Genomic DNA, 16,892 nt, shown 5'->3' on the forward strand with positions numbered 1-16,892 from the left:
CAGGAACATCCCGGCAGCGGGACGCGGACGCGAAGGAACGACGGAACGGGCGGCCGACGCCGCGGACGGAGGCCCGCACGTGCCGCTCGCTGTGTACGCCGACCCGCCCACGAGGTCACCGGGATGTCCGCACACGGAATCGTCCGCGTGCGGGCAACGGGCAGGTCTTCGGACTCGCGGGCACGCCTGCCGGTTCCCCGGCGGGCACCTACTGGCCGTCGCTTCCCAGGACCGTTGTCCGGTCCCAGTGCGTATGACGGCGGTCGTTCCCGCTCACCGCTGCGGGGCAGTCCCGGATTCCCACCGGGTTCCCTCTTGCGACGCATCCCGCCTGGAGGGCGGGGCGAACCAGCTGCACCGGCCACCCTAGGCCGCACGCCCGCTCAGCGGCGACCCGCTTCCACCATCCGGACACGGAAACGAGATGCCCCCGTCGATGCGCGCGCCTTCCTGACGGGCCGGGACCCGCACAGAGCGCGTCGCCGTCGGAGAGGCGCCGCGGCGCGGCTGCACCGGCCGACGGCCCTGCCGCGGTCCGGGCCGGGTGGTCATCGTGTCGGTCCTTCGGTTTCGACGGAGGCCAGGAACTTCCGCTGGTCTTCCAGGAAGCCGTCGGCGAACAGGGCCCTCGGCGCGCACAGCGCGGTCAGGGTGAGGCGGAGTGCGGAGTTCTCGACGTCCTGCCTGACCAGGCCGTGCGTGGCGTCCGGGTAGCGGCCGACGCGCAGCGCGGGCCCCGGCAGCAGCCGCCGGTAGGCGGCCTCGGTGTCGGCGGTGTCCACGTTCATGTCGTGTCCGGCGAGCACCAGCAGGACGGGCACCCCGCGCAGCGCCGGCAGGTCGGCGCTCGCGTCGGCGGTGTGGTTCTTGGAGACGAACCTCCAGCGGGCGGCCGTCATGCCCTGCGGATCGCCGACGGCGCGTACGTACTCCTCGTACGGGGCGCCCCGCCCGAGCAGTTCCAGGCCCGTCTCGCGGCGGCGCAGGGCGGCGGCGACCTCGGCGTCGGAGGCGCCGTCGCGGCGCAGCTCGGCGAGGAGGTGGTAGCGGCCTTGCCGGTGCCAGTTGACGGCGGGTGAGACGGCGATGACAAAGCGGATGCCGGGGTTCTTGGCGGCGATCTTGGGCAGGACCCAGCCGGCCTGGCTGGCGCCCCACAGGCCGATCCGGCGGCTGTCGACGTCCGGCCGCTGCCGGGCCCAGGCGATGGCGTCGACGGCCTCCTGGGCGCGGTCGTCCATGGACTGGTCGAGCCAGTCTCCGGGCGAGCCGCCCACGCCCGGCTTGTTCCAGGACAGCGAGGCGTATCCGGCTCGGGCGAAGGACTCCCAGATCGGCCGGTAGAAGGTGTCGTGGGTGGCGTCGACGGGGCCGTCCCCGTGCACGAAGACCACCAGCGGGAAGGGCCCCTTCCCCTGTTCGGGCAGGGCCAGCACGCCGTCCAGGGTCCGGCCGTCCCGGCGTACCGTCACAGCCTCCTCGCGCAGGTCGTAGGTGTGCTGCCAGACCACCAGCCCGCCCAGGCCCGCCGCGGCGACCGCCAGTGCGGCCAGCGCCGCGAGCACGGCCCGCACCACCCGGCGGCGGCGCGTGCTGCGTCTCGATGCCATCTGCCCCCCAAATATCTATCGCTCTTCAAACGATCGTTCTCATTACGACCGTACTATGATCGTGCGCATACCGCGAGGAGGAATCATGGACTCAGCCGTTGCCATCCGGCGCAGCGTGCCCCAAGGCGCCGGGGAGCAGGTCGCCGAGTTGTACTGGGAGGCCTTCGGCCGCAAGCTCGGCGCCGCCCTGGGCCCGCCCGAACACGGCCGCGCCTTCATCGCCCGCCACCTCCACCACGACCGCGCCGCCGTCGCCCTCACCCCCGACGGCGACCGGGTCGTGGGCGTGGCCGGCTACCAGCTCGGCGGGCGGGGCCTGACCGGCGGCGGCGTGCGCGACGTGCTCTCCGGCTACGGGCTCTTCCGCGGCCTCCCCCGGCTCGCCGTACTGGCCCTGCTCGAACGCAACCCGGAGCCGGGGGAACTGGTCATGGACGGCATCGCCGTCGACCCCGCCCGCCGGGGCACCGGCATCGGCGGCCTGCTGCTGACCGAGATCGCAACCATCGCGGCCGAACACGGCTGCTCCCGGGTCCGCCTGGACGTCATCGACGTCAACCCGCGCGCCCGCGCCCTGTACGAGCGCCACGGCTTCACCGCCGTACACACCGAGCAGACCCCGTACCTCAAGGGCCTCCTGGGATTCGGCGCGGTGACTACCATGCATCGCGCCATACCCGGCACCAGCACCGGCAAGGAGCAGCAGCCATGACCAGCAGGCCTCCGGCAGCTTCCGCAGCGGAGCCCGCCGCACCGGAGATCGGGACCCGGACGCTGGTGTTCGGCCTCGTCCGCGAGGACGGCACCGTCGACGCCGGCGAGCTGTACGCCGTCGCCGAAGCCCTCGGCATGACCGACCAGCAGGTCCGGCTGTGCGTCAAACGCCTCGTCGCCGATGGCCGGTTCACCCAGGAGGGCCGCGGCCGCAAGGCGCGACTGCACGCGACCGCCGACCCCACCGGCTCCATCGCGCCGGACGTGGAGTACGTCCGGCACGCCTACCGGCAGGACCAGGGGCTCGCCCCCTGGGACGGAACCTGGCACCTGTTCGCCTTCGCCATCCCCGAGACCGCCCGGCAGGCCCGCGACACCCTGCGCGACGCCCTCCTCCACCTCGGCGCGGCCCCCCTCCAGGGCGGCCTCTACGTCAGCGCCAACGCGATCGGCGACCTCGTCGAGGCCCACGCCCGCCACCTGGGCGTCCTGCCCTCCCTCACCCGCCTCACCAGCCGCGATCTACGGGTGGGCGAGGAAACCGAGCCCACCCGGCTGGCCGCCCTGCTCTGGCCGATCCGGCCGATCGCCGAGCGCCACGAGGCACTCGCGGCGCTCGCCGCGGCCCGCCTGGCCAGACTCTCCGAACCGGCAGCCGCCACCGGGACCGAACGGCTGACGTACGCCATCGAACTGGCGGCGGCCTTCACCACCGCGATGGACCCAGACCCGCTGCTGCCCCCCGAGCTGCTCCCGCAGCCCTGGCCCGGCACCCGCGCTCGCGCCCTGGCAGCACGCTGCTGGGACGCCCTCGCCGCAGAGGAGGACGAAGCCGACGGCCGTCTGCGGCTGTTCCGCCTCTACGACCGCGCGGTCACCGCGCCCCGGCCGGGCCCACCCGAGTGAACCCGCCCCACGCCTGTTCCATGGCACGGACCACAGGTTACCGACCAGTAGGGATCCTGGTGGGGAAGATGCCGGGTGGCGGATCGATGAGCCGGTGCGACGAGCATCGACCGCGTGCGCGCACAGCGGCGCCTCCCGCGGCTCCGTGTACCGCCACTTCCCGGCGGGGAGAACGCAGTTGACCGACGAGGCGGTGGCCTTCGCCGGTGATGTCACGGCCGCCCGGCTCGATGCCGCAGCACGCGCCGGTGATCCGCCGGAAGCGGTCGACGCCTTCTTCGCGACATGGCGTGCCCGGCTGGTCGACAGCGGCTCGCGCACCAGGCCGTCGACGCACAAAGGCCGTTCTCTCGTGGAAGAGAGAACGGCCTCCGACCTGCGTATTCGCAAGTCGGGACGACAGGATTTGAACCTGCGACCCCTTGACCCCCAGTCAAGTGCGCTACCAAGCTGCGCCACGTCCCGTTGTGCTTCGGGCTGCTCCCACCTGGGGTTCTGCCCTGCGGCACATGCAGAAGATTACCCCACGTCGAGGGGTGCGCATGCACGGGTATCCGGAGCGGGGGAGGATGGCCGGGTGGTGGGACGGGATCGGGATGCCGAGGGGCGGGCGCGGAGCGCGCGTCCGCGGGACGGGCTGGGGCGGCCGCTGCCCTACGGGGCTTCGGGCGTGGCGCGGCAGCCGGAGGGGGTGGTGCGCTCCCCGGCGGAGACGGTCGGGGAGGCGCAGCGCCTGCTGGACGCGGGGATGCCCTTCCATGCGCACGAGGTGTTCGAGGACGCCTGGAAGTCCGGGCCGCAGGAGGCTGCCCCGCTGTGGCGGGGGCTCGCGCAGGTGGCGGTCGGGCTGACCCATGCGGCCCGCGGGAACGCGGTCGGCGGGGCACGGCTGCTGCGGCGCGGAGCCGATGCGCTGGCCGCGCCGGGCGGAGTGGGCCGGCCGGATGCGGGTGTCCCCTGGTACGGCATTGATGTGCCGGGGGTGGTCGGCTGGGCTCGGGAGCTCGCCGGGCGGGTCGAGGCGGGGGGCGGGCCCGTCGATCCGGTGGCCGAGGCGCCCCGGCTGGGCGGAGCCTCGCCGCCGCCGAGCGGCTGAGCCGGCCCTTCCTCACCGGCCGGGGCCGGGGAGGGCGCGGCGGGCGGCATGGCCGAGGTGGGGTGGTCAGGGCTGCGTGTGCGGGGCCGCCGTCGGGGGTGTCGGGGTGGTGGCGAGGATGACGTCCAGGGTGCGGGGGCCGTGGACGCCCTCCACGCGGTCCAGTTCGATGTCGCTGGTCGCGGAGGGGCCGGAGATCCACGTCAGCGGGCGGGTCGGGTCCAGGCGTTCCAGGGCCTGCGGCACCGAGTCGACGACCTGGTCCGGGACGCGGACCACGCACACGTGGTGGTCCGGGATCAGGGTGATGCGGCGCCGGCCCTGCGCGGGGCCGCCGTCGAGGACGAGCGTCCCGGTCTCGGCGACGGCCAGGGCGCAGCCGGTGACCACGCTGTCCACGGCGTCGAGTTCGTACGGGGTGGCCGCGGCGCGGTCGGGTACGTGCGTGGCGGCCGCGTCGGCGAGCCAGTGCGGGGGCAGGCCGGCCGGGACGAGGACGGTGCGGGTGCCGCGCCGGGCCAGCAGCCGGGCCAGGAGGGCGGGGAGGCCGTCGTCGGCGGTGCGGTGGACGTGGGCGCGGTACTCGGCGAGGTTCGCGGCGAGCAGGTCGGCGGATTCGGCGGGGGTGCGCTCGCCGTGGACGCGGAGGTAGTCCCGCGGAATGGGCGCTTCGGCCCCGGCGGGCCCAGTGGCGCCGGCGGCCCCGGCCCGCCGGATGCGGGCCAGGATGACGTCCCTGCTCGTCACGGTGTGCCTCCCTCGCCTCTCATGGTGTGTCCCCCTCGCGTGTCACGGTGTGCCTGCCTGGTCCTGCCGCCGTGGTGTCCGGTCGTGTCGTTCCCGCTGCGCCCACCAGTCGCGGAAGGGCTGTTCGGGTGGTTCGGGCAGGTCGCGGCTGTCGGTCCAGGCCCGGCCCGGTCCGGGCAGCCGGCGCGGCCGCAGGCGGCGTGCGCGGGCCAGCAGCCGCTCCCCCGCCCGCAGGGCGCCGGGGTGGTCGAGCAGCAGTCGGGCGGCCCGCAGGGCGGCCCGTTCGGCGGCGTGGCCGCGGGCGGGCCGGATCCGTACGCGGACCCCCTCGCGGGTGGCCGGGCCGCCTTGGACGATGCGTTCCCGCAGGTGGACGAGGATCTCGGGGATGTCGATGGCGACGGGGCACACCTCCTCGCAGGCCCCGCACAGCGTGGACGCGAACGGCAGCGACGCGTCGACGGGGCTGCCGGTGCCCCGCAGTTGGGGGCTGAGGACGGCGCCGATCGGGCCGGGGTAGACGGAGCCGTAGGCGTGGCCGCCGGCCCGCTCGTAGACGGGGCAGACGTTCAGGCAGGCGGAGCAGCGGATGCAGCGCAGCGCCTGGCGGCCGACCGCGTCGGCGAGGGTGTCGGTGCGGCCGTTGTCGAGGAGGACGAGGTGGAACGCGGAGGGCCCGTCCCCGCCGGCGGTGCCGGTCCACATGGTCGTGTACGGGTTCATCCGCTCGGCGGTGGAGGAGCGGGGCAGCGTCTGGAGGAAGACCTCCAGGTCGCGGAAGGTCGGGACGACCTTCTCGATGCCGACGACGGAGATCAGCGTCTCGGGCAGGGTCAGGCACATCCGGCCGTTCCCCTCGGACTCGAACACGACGAGGGTGCCGGTCTCCGCGACCATGAAGTTCGCGCCGGACACGGCGACCCCGGCCCGCAGGAACTTCTCCCGCAGGTGGCGGCGGGCCGCCTCGGCGAGTTCCCGCGGGTCGTCGCCGAGGCCGTCGGGGGCGGGGCGCCCCCAGCGGCCCATCTCCCGCGCGAAGAGGTCCCGGATCTCTCCGCGGTTGCGGTGGATCGCGGGGACGAGGATGTGGGAGGGCCGGTCGTGGCCGAGCTGCACGATGAGCTCGGCGAGGTCGGTCTCGTACGCGGCGATCCCGGCCTCCTCCAGGGCTTCGTTCAGGCTGATCTCCTGGGTGGCCATCGACTTGACCTTGACGACCTCGCGCTCGCCGGTGGCCTGGACCAGCCGGGTGACGATGCGGCAGGCCTCGGCCGCGTCGACCGCCCAGTGGACGGTGCCGCCCGCCGCCGTGACGGACTCCTCCAGCTGCACCAGGTAGCGGTCGAGGTGGCGCAGCGTGTGGTCCTTGATCGCCTTGCCTGCGGCGCGGAGCCGGTCCCAGTCGGCGAGTTCGGCGACGGCCCGGGCGCGGCGGCCGCGGATGGTGTGCGTGGCGTGCCGCAGGTTGGCGCGCAGGACGGGGTCGTGGACGGCGCGGCGCGCGGCCTCGGGGAAGGCGGGCGTGCCGGGGAGGGCCGCCTGCGGGCCGTCTGCCGCCTGAGTTCCGCGGGTCGTCATGCGAGCGGTTCCTCCTCGGTCGAGGCCAGGATCTCGGCCAGGTGCACGGTCCGTACAGGCGAACCGGTGCGGCGCAGGATGCCGTCGAGGTGGATGAGGCAGGAGGTGTCGCCGCCGCACAGCACCTCGGCCCCCGCGGCGGCAGCCGCCGCGGCCTTGTCGGCGCCCATCGCCGCGGACACGTCCGGGTTCTTCACGGCGAACGTGCCGCCGAAGCCGCAGCACTCCTCCGCGCCGGGCAGTTCGACGAGCTCCAGCCCCTTGACCGCGGCGAGGAGCCGGCGCGGCCGCTCCCCCAGGCCGAGCCCGCGCAGCCCGTGGCAGGAGGGGTGGTAGGCGACGGTGTGCGGGTAGTACGCGCCGACGTCGGTCACCCCGAGCACGTCCACCAGGAACTCGGACAGCTCGTACACCCGCGGCGCCAGGTCCTCCGCGTACGCCTCCAGCCGGCCTCCGCGGCCCTCCTGCCGGGCGAGCCGCCCGATGCGCGGGTAGTGGCCGCGGACCATGGCGGTGCAGGAGCCGGACGGGGTGACGACGTAGCGGTGGCCGGCGAAGGCCTCGGCGGTGCGGCGCAGCAGCGGTTCGGCCTCGCGGCGGTGGCCGGTGTTGTACTGCGGCTGCCCGCAGCAGCTCTGGGCGGCCGGGAAGTCCACCTCGACCCCGAGCCGCTCCAGCAGGCGGACGGCGGCCACCCCGGTGCGGGGGTGGAGCGCGTCGTTGACGCAGGTGACGAACAGCGCGGCTCGCATGACGGGCAGAATAGCCGCGTGAAGAAGTTCTCAGTGATCGGCATAGGCGCGGGCGACCCGGAACACCTGACCCTCCAGGCGGTCAGGGCGATCGGCGCGGCGGACGCGTTCCTCATCCTGGAGAAGGGCGAGGAGAAGGCGGACCTGACGGGGCTGCGGCGCGCGATGCTCGACGAGCACGCCCGCCCCGGCCACCGGCTGGTGGAGGGCCGGGACCCGGACCGGGACCGCACCCCGGAGCAGTACGCGCCGACGGTGGACGGCTGGCGCAGCGCGCGGGCGGAGATCTTCGAGCGGTTCATCGCGGAGGACCTCGCCGAGGGCGAGACGGGCGCGTTCCTGGTGTGGGGCGATCCGTCGCTGTACGACTCCACCCTCGCGATCCTCGACGAGGTGCTGGAGCGCGGCCGGGTGGCGTTCGCGTACGAGGTGGTGCCGGGCGTCAGCAGCATCTCCTCGCTGCTGGCCCGGCACCGCACGACGCTGAACCGGGTCGGGCGCCCGGTCCAGATCACCACGGGGCGCCGCCTGGCCGAGGGCTGGCCGCAGGACGCCGACGACGTGGTGGTGATGCTGGACGCGCGGCACGCCTTCACGGCCCACCTCGACCAGGACGCGTACATCTACTGGGGCGCCTACGTGGGCACCCCGGACGAGATCCTGGTGCAGGGCCGGCTCGCGGAGGTGGCGGGCCGGATCGAGGAGCTGCGTACGGAGGCCCGCGCCCGCAAGGGCTGGATCATGGACACGTACCTGCTCAGGCGCCGCTGAGGAAGCCGGGGAGGACGGCGGCGAGGCGCTCGTACTCCTCGGGGCGGTTGTAGAGCTGCCCGCACACGCGGATGCCGCCGCCGCCCGCCCAGGGCCAGACGAGGATCCGGATGCCGTGCTCGGCGGCCATCCGCTCGCGCAGCGCGCGGGCGGCCTCCGGCGTCTCGGCGATGCCGGGCGGGAGGCGCAGGGAGCGCATGGCGAGGCCTTCTCCCCACGGGAGCGGGGTGAGCTGCGGGAGTTCGGCGAGCAGGGCCGCGCCGTGCGCGGCGAGGGCGCTGTTGTGGGCGCGGACCTTGGCGGCGTCGAGGCGGGCGAGGAGGTCCAGCCCCTCGGGGGCGGCGAGCCAGCCGGTGTAGTCGGCGGTGGCCCGGTTCTCGACGGAGCGCGGGAAGCCGTGCGCGTCCTCCCAGGAGGGGACGAGGGCCCGGACGCGGCCGCGGTGGGCGGGGGCGACGGCCAGGACCGCGGTGCCGGAGGGGGCGTAGCCCCACTTGTGGAGGTTGCCGAAGTAGAAGTCGGCGCCGACGGCGAGCGGGTCGGCGAGCATGCCGGGGGCGTGGGCGCCGTCGACGACGGTGGTGATGCCGCGGTCGGCGAGTTCGGCGAGGAGCCGCGGGGTGGCGACGGTCCGGGCGGTGGGCGAGCTGATGTGGTCGAGGAGGGCGACCCTCGTACGGGGCGTCACGGCGGCCAGGACGGCCTCGCGGACGGCGTCCTCGTCGGGGAGGTACGGGTCGAGGGCGGCGGTGGTGACGGTGGCGCGGCGGGCGGCGGCCGCGGTGACGGTGCCGTAGCCGTGGTCGGTGACGAGGACCTCGTCGCCGTCGGCCAGGGGGATCGCCGCGAGTGCGAGGTTGGCGCCCTCTGTGGCGTTGGAGACGAGGGCGATGCCGTCGGGGTCGGCGCCCAGGTGGGCGGCGATCCGGGCGCGGGCGGCGGCGATCCGGTCGGGGGCGCCCACGAAGAAGGCGTCGGGGTCGGCGTGGGCCTCGTCGCGCAGCGCCGCCTGGGCCTCCTGCACCGGGATCGGGACGGCGCCGAAGGAGCCGTGGTTGAGGTGGGCGACCGCCGGGTCGAGGCGGAACAGGGCGGGCCCGCCGGGGAACACGGCGGGACTGCCGGGGCCGGCGCCGGCCGGGCTGCTGTCCGGGCCGGTCGCGGTGCGGCTCGGGCCGGTGGCGGTGCTGCTCGGGCTGGTCGGGCTGCCGCCGGTGGGGCTCGTCGGCTGGGTCACGGGTCCTCCGCTGGTGGACGTGCGGTCGTCCGCAGGATCATCCGCGGGCGGCGGGGCGGCCCGGAAGGGCCAATCCCGCCAGGGTGGCCGGTGCCGGGGTCACTTCCGCCCGCTGGTGACGGCGTGGTACTGGAGGTCCTGCACCTCGACCTTGCCCCGCACCGGGCGCGGCAGCTCCACCGCGGCGACCGTCTTCCCGCCGCGTTCGACGGCGGCCGCGTGGGTGCCGGTGCGCAGCGGGAGGAGTTCGGCGTGGAGCCCGGCGGGCGCCTGGTGGGAGGCCTTGGCCGAGCCGGTCTTCGTCCGGACGGTCGCCGGGGCCTTGAGGAAGCTGAGCACCTCGACGGTGTCGCGGGCGGCCGCGCTGCCCCGGCGCAGCCGCATCACGAGCGACTGGTCGCCGGTGGGGTCGGCGGCCGCGAACTGGGTGCGGGCGGTGACGTACAGGGTGTCGCGGACGATCTTCGGCCAGCTGCCGGTCTTGAACCGGGTGAGGTAGTAGGAGGTCAGGTCGAGGTAGGCGTGCCCGTTGTTGACGGACGGGGCGAACTGGGTGCCCTCGGAGTAGTCGTTCCAGGTGGTCAGCTGGACCCAGTCGGCCCCGTCGTCGATGGCGCGGGTCCATGTGGCGCGCAGGGTGGCGGTGTTGCCGGCCTCGTCGAAGACGCCCTGGTTGGGGCGGGCGTCCTGGACGGAGACGGGCTGCATCCACAGTTTGCCGAGGTCGTGGGAGCGGCGTACGTCGCGTGCGGCGCCCTCCTGGCCGGTGTAGCTGCGCGAGCCCCACTCGGAGAAGCCGTGGCTGATGGGCGCGAAGCGGGCGTGGTGGGAGTCGAAGTCGAGGAAGGTCGGGACGAGTGCGGTGCGGATGCCGTGCCGGGACTTCATCGCGTCCATGAAGCGGGTCCACCAGGCGGGGTCGCGGACCTCGGTCTTGAAGGGGGAGACGACGAGCCGTCCGTCGCCGAGGCGGTGGGCGGACGGCGACTTGGCCAGGGCGGCGACGGCTCCGGCGACGACGGCCGGGTCGTCCGTCTTCAGCGAGGTCATGTCCGGCATCAGCATGATCTTGAAGTGGGGGTCGACCGAGCGGGCCGCCTCCATCAGGAGGTTGGCGCGCTCCCAGTTGGGGCCGCTGAGGGAGAGCATGTCGAGGGTGAAGCCGTCGAGGCCGGCGCTGCGGGCGGTGCGCACCTCCTGCTGGAGGTTGGCGAGTTCCCAGTTGCCGCTCTTCGGGGTGACGGGCAGCGGCCGGTCGCGCAGGAGGCCCCCGTACCGCTCGTGCTTGCCCTTCTCGCCCTCGGGGTCGAGGTAGTTGCGGGTGTAGTAGTCCTTGTCGGCGCGGACGTTGTCGAGGGAGAGCGGGTAGGGCGTGAAGTAGTGGGCGAAGACGAGCTTCCGGCCGGCGCCGGCCGCGGAGCGCAGTGCGGCGGGCTCGGGCATGTCGAAGGGGAGGGCGCCGGCGGGCCGCTTGTCGACCTTGTCGCCCGCGTCCGGTACGGGTTCGGCGCCCTTGCCGCTGCCGCCGCGGTTCTTCCCGGGCGCGGGGGCCGCCTTGCCGGACGGGCCGGATCCGGACGCGCCGGGTGTGTGCGGCCGGGGTTCGCCGGCGCCGGGCGCTCCCGCCCACTGGCCTGCCTCGGCCGTGAAGGGCTCCCAGGCGATGCCGGCGGCGGCGAGGCCGGCGAAGAGGCACCCGGACAGGAGCAGGGTCAGCAGGGGGCGGCGGCGCAGGCCCGTCCGGCGCCGGTGCGAGGCGCGCCGCGCCCGGCGGCCCCCGGCCCGGTGTCCGGCAGGGGTGCCGTCCTGCCGCTCCGCGCGCCGGGCCGTGGTCCGGTCCGCTCTCATCGTGTCGCCCCTCCTGGAATATGCCCGCCATCCGGCTGAGGAGCAGTAGAGCCGAATTCCGGCTTCCGGACAACCGTTCGCCGACACGCGTACAGCGGGCGGCCCAGCCCGGATACGGCGGTCGCCGGGGTGTGCGGGGGATGCGCCGGGGCGTACGCTCGCGCGCCCCCACCCGCGCGGGAGCGCCCGCGGCCGGTGCTCCGGTGGTGCTCACGCGGCGTGTCGGCGGCTCTTCCGGACTGTGGCATTCCCCTGGCCTTTCAGCCCAACTGACGCATAATCATCCATACGCGGCTTGAAACAACCCTTGGTCGCGCATGGACACGCATGCAATGGGGGGCATCGTGCCGATGAGGGAACCGAGCCGCTCCGGCACGCTGCCGGCGACGTCGGCGGAGCTGTCGCGGCTGCTGACCGCAGTGCGGCGGGGCGGCGTCCTGACGGTGGCCGGGAGGTTCCGGCAGCCGCGCAGCCTGCTGGTACGGGAGATCGCGGAGCGGCTGCCGTCGAACTTCTGCGACGGCGTGGCCGTCATCCGCCTGGAACGCCCTTACGGCGTGAGGGAGTTGAGGGTGGCTCTGGACCGCGGCCCGGCGACCGCCGTCGCGCGGCTCGCGGAGCGCGACATGCTCCTCGTCCTGGACGGCACCGAACTCCTCGCCCCGCAGGCGGTGGCCTGGCTGCGGGCTCTGCTCGGTGCGGCCCCGGGGCTGCGGATCCTCGCCGCCGGGCGGTACCCGCTCGGCTTCGAGGGGGAGCGCGTCCACCGCCTCTGACGTCCGACCGCGGACAGGGGTCCGCCCCCGGCCGGCGGCTGCCGGCCGGGGGCGGACCCCTGTGCCCCTACGCCCCCGCGGGGGCGCCCCTGCTTCAGGCCAGGGTCGCGAGGGCCTGGTTGAAGGTGGCGGACGGCCGCATGACGGCCGCGGCCTTGGCCGGGTCGGGCTGGTAGTAGCCGCCGATCTCGGCCGGGGAGCCCTGGACCGCGTTCAGCTCGGAGACGATGGTCTGCTCCGCCTCGGTCAGCGTCTTGGCCAGCGGCGCGAACGCGGACGCCAGGTCGGCGTCCTCGCTCTGCGCGGCCAGCTCCTGCGCCCAGTACATGGCCAGGTAGAAGTGGCTGCCGCGGTTGTCGATGCCGCCGAGGCGGCGGGTCGGCGACTTGTCCTCGTTGAGGAAGGTGCCGGTGGCGCGGTCGAGGGTGTCGGCCAGCACCTGGGCGCGGGCGTTGCCCGTGGTGGCGGCGAGGTGCTCGAAGGAGGCGGCCAGCGCGAAGAACTCGCCGAGCGAGTCCCAGCGGAGGTAGTTCTCCTTGACGAGCTGCTGGACGTGCTTCGGGGCGGAGCCGCCGGCGCCCGTCTCGAAGAGGCCGCCGCCCGCCATCAGCGGGACGACCGACAGCATCTTGGCGCTGGTGCCCAGCTCCAGGATCGGGAACAGGTCGGTCAGGTAGTCGCGCAGCACGTTGCCGGTCACCGAGATGGTGTCCTCGCCGCGGCGGATGCGCTCCAGGGAGTACGCCGTCGCCTTGACCGGGGAGAGGATCTCGATGGTGAGGCCCTCGGTGTCGTGGTCGGCGAGGTACGTCTTCACCTTGGCGATCAGCTGGGCGTCGTGGGCGCGGTCCTCGTCGAGCCAGAAGACGGCCGGGGCGCCGGTGGCGCGGGCGCGGGTGACGGCGAGCTTGACCCAGTCCTGGATCGGGGCGTCCTTGGTCTGGCAGGCGCGGAAGATGTCGCCCTCGGACACCTCCTGCTCCAGCACGGTGGTGCCCGCGGCGTCGACGAGGCGGACGGTGCCGGCCGCGGCGATCTCGAAGGTCTTGTCGTGGGAGCCGTACTCCTCGGCCTTCTGCGCCATGAGGCCGACGTTCGGGACGGAGCCCATCGTGGCCGGGTCGAAGGCGCCGTGGGCCCGGCAGTCCTCGATGACGGCCTGGTAGACGCCCGAGTAGCTGCTGTCCGGCAGGACGGCGAGGGTGTCGGCCTCCTGGCCGTCCGGGCCCCACATGTGGCCGGAGGTGCGGATCATGGCCGGCATCGAGGCGTCGACGATGACGTCGGACGGGACGTGCAGGTTGGTGATGCCCTTGTCGGAGTCGACCATGGCCAGGGCCGGGCCGTCGGCGAGCTCGGCGTCGAAGGAGGCCTTGATCTCGGCGCCGTTCGGGAGGGCGTCCAGGCCGTTCAGGATGGCGCCGAGGCCGTCGTTCGGGGACAGGCCGGCCGCGGCGAGGGCCTCGCCGTACGTGGCGAAGGTCCGCGGGAAGAAGGCGCGCACCACGTGGCCGAAGACGATCGGGTCGGAGACCTTCATCATCGTGGCCTTGAGGTGGACGGAGAACAGCACGCCCTCGGCCTTGGCGCGAGCCACCTGCTCGGAGAGGAAGGTCCGCAGGGCGGCGGCGCGCATGACGGAGGCGTCGACGACCTCGCCGGCCAGGACCGGTACGGACTCGCGCAGGACGGTGACGGCGCCGTCGGCGGCGACGTGCTCGATGCGCAGGGAGCCGCCCTCGGCGATCACCGTGGACTTCTCGGTGGAGCGGAAGTCGTTCTCGCCCATGGTGGCGACGTTCGTCTTCGACTCGGCGGTCCAGGCGCCCATGCGGTGCGGGTGGGCCTTGGCGTAGTTCTTGACCGAGCCGGGGGCGCGGCGGTCGGAGTTGCCCTCGCGCAGGACCGGGTTGACGGCGCTGCCCTTGACCTTGTCGTAGCGGGCGCGGATCTCGCGCTCCTCGTCGGTCTTCGGGTCGTCCGGGTAGTCCGGGAGGGCGTAGCCCTGGGCCTGGAGCTCGGCGACCGCGGCCTTCAGCTGCGGGATCGAGGCCGAGATGTTGGGCAGCTTGATGATGTTCGCTTCCGGCGTCTTCGCCAGCTCGCCGAGCTCGGCGAGGGCGTCGGCGATGCGCTGGCCCTCCTCCAGGTACTCGGGGAAGGAGGCGATGATGCGACCGGCCAGGGAGATGTCACGGGTCTCGACATTCACACCGGCCGTCGACGCGTAGGCCTGGACCACAGGCAGGAAGGAATACGTCGCGAGGGCCGGGGCCTCGTCAGTGTGCGTGTAGATGATGGTCGAGTCAGTCACCGGATGCTCCGCTCCACAGTCTGCGTCTCACGTCTGCAAGATTGCTCGACATCAAGATATCTCGTGATGGGCCCGGACCGGACAGCCCCCTGCCGGAAGAGCGACGAGACGCACGTCACCCGGGCGGAACCGGCGGTACGCGAGAGCGCCGCCCCCAGGCGGTTTCCCGCCGGGGGACGGCGCTCTCGTGCGCTGTGGTGCGCCTGGGCCGGATCAGGCCTGGACGGCCTTCGGGCTCGGGCCGTACTGGTTCGGGTTGGCGTCGCCCTCGGTGGCCATCAGGACGATCAGCCAGATGAAGCCGATGAGCGGGACGAAGCTGATGAAGTACCACCAGCCGGCCTTGCCGGTGTCGTGCAGGCGGCGGACCGTCAGGGCCAGGTTCGGCAGGAACGTGGCGAGCGCGTAGAGGCCGGTGAAGAGCGGGTACGTCGACAGCGCGAAGTCCACGATCATGAGGACGATGGCCGCGGCCATGTTGAACAGGAAGAACATCCAGAACTCCTGCCGGCGGGCGCGGCCGGAGAAGACGGCGTACTTCTTCAGGACGTCGGTGTAGTAGTGCATGGTCCCCCCTGAGGACGGATCGTCGGCCCGTCCTTCTGGAGCAAGCCGGGGCAGAACTTATGCCCCGCTTACATGGCGGTCAAGCGAGTTGCCGACCGGGCCGCGCAGGGGTCTTGCCGCCTGCGGCGGCCAAACGCCCCCTCCCCCGCTGCCACTTGGAACCCGCTGATCGTGCGGCATCACACCGGGTGACGAAACAGGGGTGGCGAGGGGCACTTGGAGGGGTGCATGATCCCTTTTGCGGTGTTCGCATGGACCTGTACCCACCCAGCGTGCCCGCGGAGGGGACGCGCGGCCGGGGCCTCCCGCGGTGCCCACATCGTTATCCCGCCGCGACACGGGCGTGCCTCGGCAGAGCGGGATCAGAGCCAGCCGTTGCGGCGGAAGCCCCGGTGGATCAGGAAGCAGGCGACGGCCATCACCCCGAGCACGAGCGGGTACCCGTACGTCCAGCGCAGCTCCGGCATGTGGTCGAAGTTCATGCCGTAGACGCCGCAGACCATGGTGGGGACGGCCACGATCGCCGCCCACGCCGTGATCTTCCGCATGTCCTCGTTCTGTGCGACGGTGACCTGCGCCAGGTGCGCCTGGAGGATCGAGTCGAGCAGCGCGTCGTACGCGTTGATCTGGTCGGTCGCGCGGGTGAGGTGGTCGGCGACGTCCCGGAAGTAGGCGCGCGCCTCCTGCGGCACGGGCGGGATCGGCTGCGTGGCCAGCTGCTCCAGCGGGCGCGCCAGGGGGGCCACCGCCCGGCGCAGCTCCAGCAGTTCGCGCTTGAGCTGGTAGATGCGGCCGGCGTCGCCGCGGCCGCCGTCGCCGCTGAACACCGCGGTCTCCACGGCGTCTATGTCGTTCTCCACCGCGTCCGTGACGGCGACGTAGTCGTCGACGACGTGGTCGGCGATGGCGTGCAGCACGGCCGCGGGCCCCAGGGCCAGCTGCTCGGGGTCCGCCTCCAGCGTCTCGCGGACCGGCCCGAGCGTGCCCCGGCCGCCGTGCCGGATGGTGAGGACGAAGTCCTCTCCGGTGAACACCATCAGCTCGCCGGTCTCCACCATCCCGCCGGGCGCGGTGAGTTCCTCGTGCTCCACGTAGCGGACGGTCCTCAGGACGGCGAACAGCGTGTCGTCGTACCGCTCCACCTTCGGCCGCTGGTGGGCGTGGACGGCGTCCTCCACGGCCAGGGGGTGCAGCCCGAACAGCTCGGCCAGGCCGGCGAGCTCCTCCTGCGACGGCTCGTGCAGGCCGATCCAGACGAAGCCCCCGCCTGACTTGCGGACCCGCCGCAGCGCCTCCTCGGCGTCGGCGCAGCCCTCCTGCCGCACCCCGTCGCGGTAGACGACGCAGTTGACGACGGCACTGCCGAGCGGGGAGCGGGCGGGGTGGCTCAGGTCCACGGTCCGCCGGTAGCCGCGGCGCACGACCCGGCGCAGGTTGCTGAACACGGACAACAGTGCACTCCCCTTCGGCGGTTCGGCGGCCAGTCTGCCACCGCCACCGCTCCTGCCCCGCCGCGGCGGGCCGCATCCCGCGGGCACCCGAGATCGGGCGGAGGGTGCGGCGATCGGGCGCGGCTCGCCTCAGGCGCGGTCGACGAACACGCTCGTCGCCTTCACCCGGGCCACGGCCCGCGCGCCCACGACGAGGCCCAGTTCCTCGACCGCCTCCCGGGTCAGCAGCGACACCACCCGGTGGGGGCCGGCCTGGATCTCGACCTGGGCGTCCACGGTGCCGAGCTTCACGGCGGTGACGATGCCGGGGAAGGCGTTGCGCGCCGAGGTGGCGGGTGCCTCCTCGTCCTCGGCGGCACCCTCCCGGGCGACCTGGACGCAGAACGCGGCCAGGTCCGGCCCGTCGACCATGCGGCGGGCGCCCTCGCGGCGGGTGGGGAACCGTTCGGCGTCCGCCCAGCGGCGGGCGGTGTCGACGCTCACGCCGAGGAGCCGGGCCGCCTGGCCGATCGTGTACGAGTCCAT

General features: G+C 73.8%; 15 protein-coding genes, 1 tRNA gene and 1 riboswitch. Of the genes, 5 read left to right on the plus strand and 11 right to left on the minus strand.

Translation table 11 applies throughout. The features are described 5' to 3' along the window. Positions 1-154: 154 nt before the first annotated feature. Positions 155-355: riboswitch (cobalamin riboswitch) on the minus strand. Between the two features lie 193 nt (positions 356-548). After that, positions 549-1,610: an alpha/beta hydrolase family protein gene (locus MUK52_RS03995; RefSeq protein WP_284574668.1), complete on the minus strand. Its 1,062-nt coding sequence runs from the start codon at positions 1,608-1,610 to the stop codon at positions 549-551. Positions 1,611-1,695: 85 nt separating this feature from the next. Here MUK52_RS03995 and MUK52_RS04000 point away from each other — a divergent pair, with 85 nt between their 5' ends. Then, positions 1,696-2,322, plus strand: coding sequence for a GNAT family N-acetyltransferase (locus tag MUK52_RS04000; RefSeq protein ID WP_284574671.1), 627 nt, complete (start codon positions 1,696-1,698; stop codon positions 2,320-2,322). After that, positions 2,319-3,230: a PaaX family transcriptional regulator C-terminal domain-containing protein gene (locus tag MUK52_RS04005; protein WP_284574673.1), complete on the plus strand. Its 912-nt coding sequence runs from the start codon at positions 2,319-2,321 to the stop codon at positions 3,228-3,230. The genes MUK52_RS04000 and MUK52_RS04005 overlap by 4 nt, the downstream gene beginning before the upstream one ends. Before the next feature lie 391 nt (positions 3,231-3,621). Here the strand turns inward: MUK52_RS04005 and MUK52_RS04010 are convergent. Next, a tRNA-Pro gene (locus MUK52_RS04010) sits at positions 3,622-3,695 on the minus strand. Positions 3,696-3,900: 205 nt separating this feature from the next. Between MUK52_RS04010 and MUK52_RS04015 the strand changes: the two genes are divergently transcribed. Beyond that, positions 3,901-4,326: a DUF309 domain-containing protein gene (locus MUK52_RS04015; protein ID WP_162793175.1), complete on the plus strand. Its 426-nt coding sequence runs from the start codon at positions 3,901-3,903 to the stop codon at positions 4,324-4,326. A gap of 66 nt (positions 4,327-4,392) precedes the next feature. Here the strand turns inward: MUK52_RS04015 and MUK52_RS04020 are convergent, their stop codons facing one another. The 3 genes from MUK52_RS04020 to MUK52_RS04030 are packed head-to-tail and all read right to left on the minus strand — an operon-like array spanning position 4,393 to position 7,403. After that, positions 4,393-5,073: a LutC/YkgG family protein gene (locus tag MUK52_RS04020; protein ID WP_284574674.1), complete on the minus strand. Its 681-nt coding sequence runs from the start codon at positions 5,071-5,073 to the stop codon at positions 4,393-4,395. A 42-nt stretch (positions 5,074-5,115) separates the two neighbouring features. Then, positions 5,116-6,651 (minus strand): lactate utilization protein B, encoded by a 1,536-nt coding sequence (locus MUK52_RS04025; RefSeq protein WP_284574675.1) that lies wholly within the window; start codon positions 6,649-6,651, stop codon positions 5,116-5,118. Next, positions 6,648-7,403 carry a (Fe-S)-binding protein gene (locus MUK52_RS04030; RefSeq protein ID WP_284574677.1) on the minus strand — a complete coding sequence of 252 codons (756 nt, stop codon included), beginning with the start codon at positions 7,401-7,403 and terminating at the stop codon, positions 6,648-6,650. Before MUK52_RS04030 ends, MUK52_RS04025 begins: the two co-directional genes overlap by 4 nt. A gap of 18 nt (positions 7,404-7,421) precedes the next feature. Here MUK52_RS04030 and cobF point away from each other — a divergent pair, with 18 nt between their 5' ends. Then, a complete protein-coding gene (gene cobF / locus MUK52_RS04035) occupies positions 7,422-8,174 on the plus strand; it encodes a precorrin-6A synthase (deacetylating) (RefSeq protein WP_114055178.1) in 753 nt (250 codons plus the stop codon). On the opposite strand, the gene MUK52_RS04040 is transcribed toward cobF, so the two are convergent. Then, positions 8,161-9,411, minus strand: coding sequence for an aminotransferase class V-fold PLP-dependent enzyme (locus MUK52_RS04040; protein ID WP_284574679.1), 1,251 nt, complete (start codon positions 9,409-9,411; stop codon positions 8,161-8,163). The two genes, cobF and MUK52_RS04040, sit on opposite strands and share 14 nt — an antisense overlap. Positions 9,412-9,510: 99 nt before the next feature. Further along, a complete protein-coding gene (locus tag MUK52_RS04045; protein WP_284574681.1) occupies positions 9,511-11,259 on the minus strand; it encodes a glycoside hydrolase family 71 protein in 1,749 nt (582 codons plus the stop codon). Positions 11,260-11,576: 317 nt separating this feature from the next. Here MUK52_RS04045 and MUK52_RS04050 point away from each other — a divergent pair, with 317 nt between their 5' ends. Beyond that, complete coding sequence (locus tag MUK52_RS04050; protein WP_284574682.1) at positions 11,577-12,035, plus strand: hypothetical protein; 459 nt, start codon at positions 11,577-11,579, stop codon at positions 12,033-12,035. A 94-nt stretch (positions 12,036-12,129) separates the two neighbouring features. On the opposite strand, the gene MUK52_RS04055 is transcribed toward MUK52_RS04050, so the two are convergent. The 4 genes from MUK52_RS04055 to MUK52_RS04070 form a co-directional block, all read right to left on the minus strand. Continuing rightward, entirely contained in the window at positions 12,130-14,349 is a 2,220-nt protein-coding gene (locus tag MUK52_RS04055; protein WP_284574685.1) for an NADP-dependent isocitrate dehydrogenase, read from the minus strand. Between the two features lie 213 nt (positions 14,350-14,562). After that, entirely contained in the window at positions 14,563-14,916 is a 354-nt protein-coding gene (locus tag MUK52_RS04060) for a DUF805 domain-containing protein (RefSeq protein ID WP_114055175.1), read from the minus strand. 362 nt (positions 14,917-15,278) lie between these two features. Beyond that, positions 15,279-16,367 carry a magnesium/cobalt transporter CorA gene (gene corA, locus MUK52_RS04065; protein WP_174250379.1) on the minus strand — a complete coding sequence of 363 codons (1,089 nt, stop codon included), beginning with the start codon at positions 16,365-16,367 and terminating at the stop codon, positions 15,279-15,281. Between the two features lie 129 nt (positions 16,368-16,496). Next, positions 16,497-16,892 (minus strand): TOBE domain-containing protein, encoded by a 396-nt coding sequence (locus MUK52_RS04070; protein WP_114055174.1) that lies wholly within the window; start codon positions 16,890-16,892, stop codon positions 16,497-16,499.

It is taken from the genome of Streptomyces sp. 2P-4, from assembly GCF_030167965.1.
Classification (GTDB): Bacteria; Actinomycetota; Actinomycetes; order Streptomycetales; family Streptomycetaceae; genus Streptomyces; species Streptomyces globosus_A.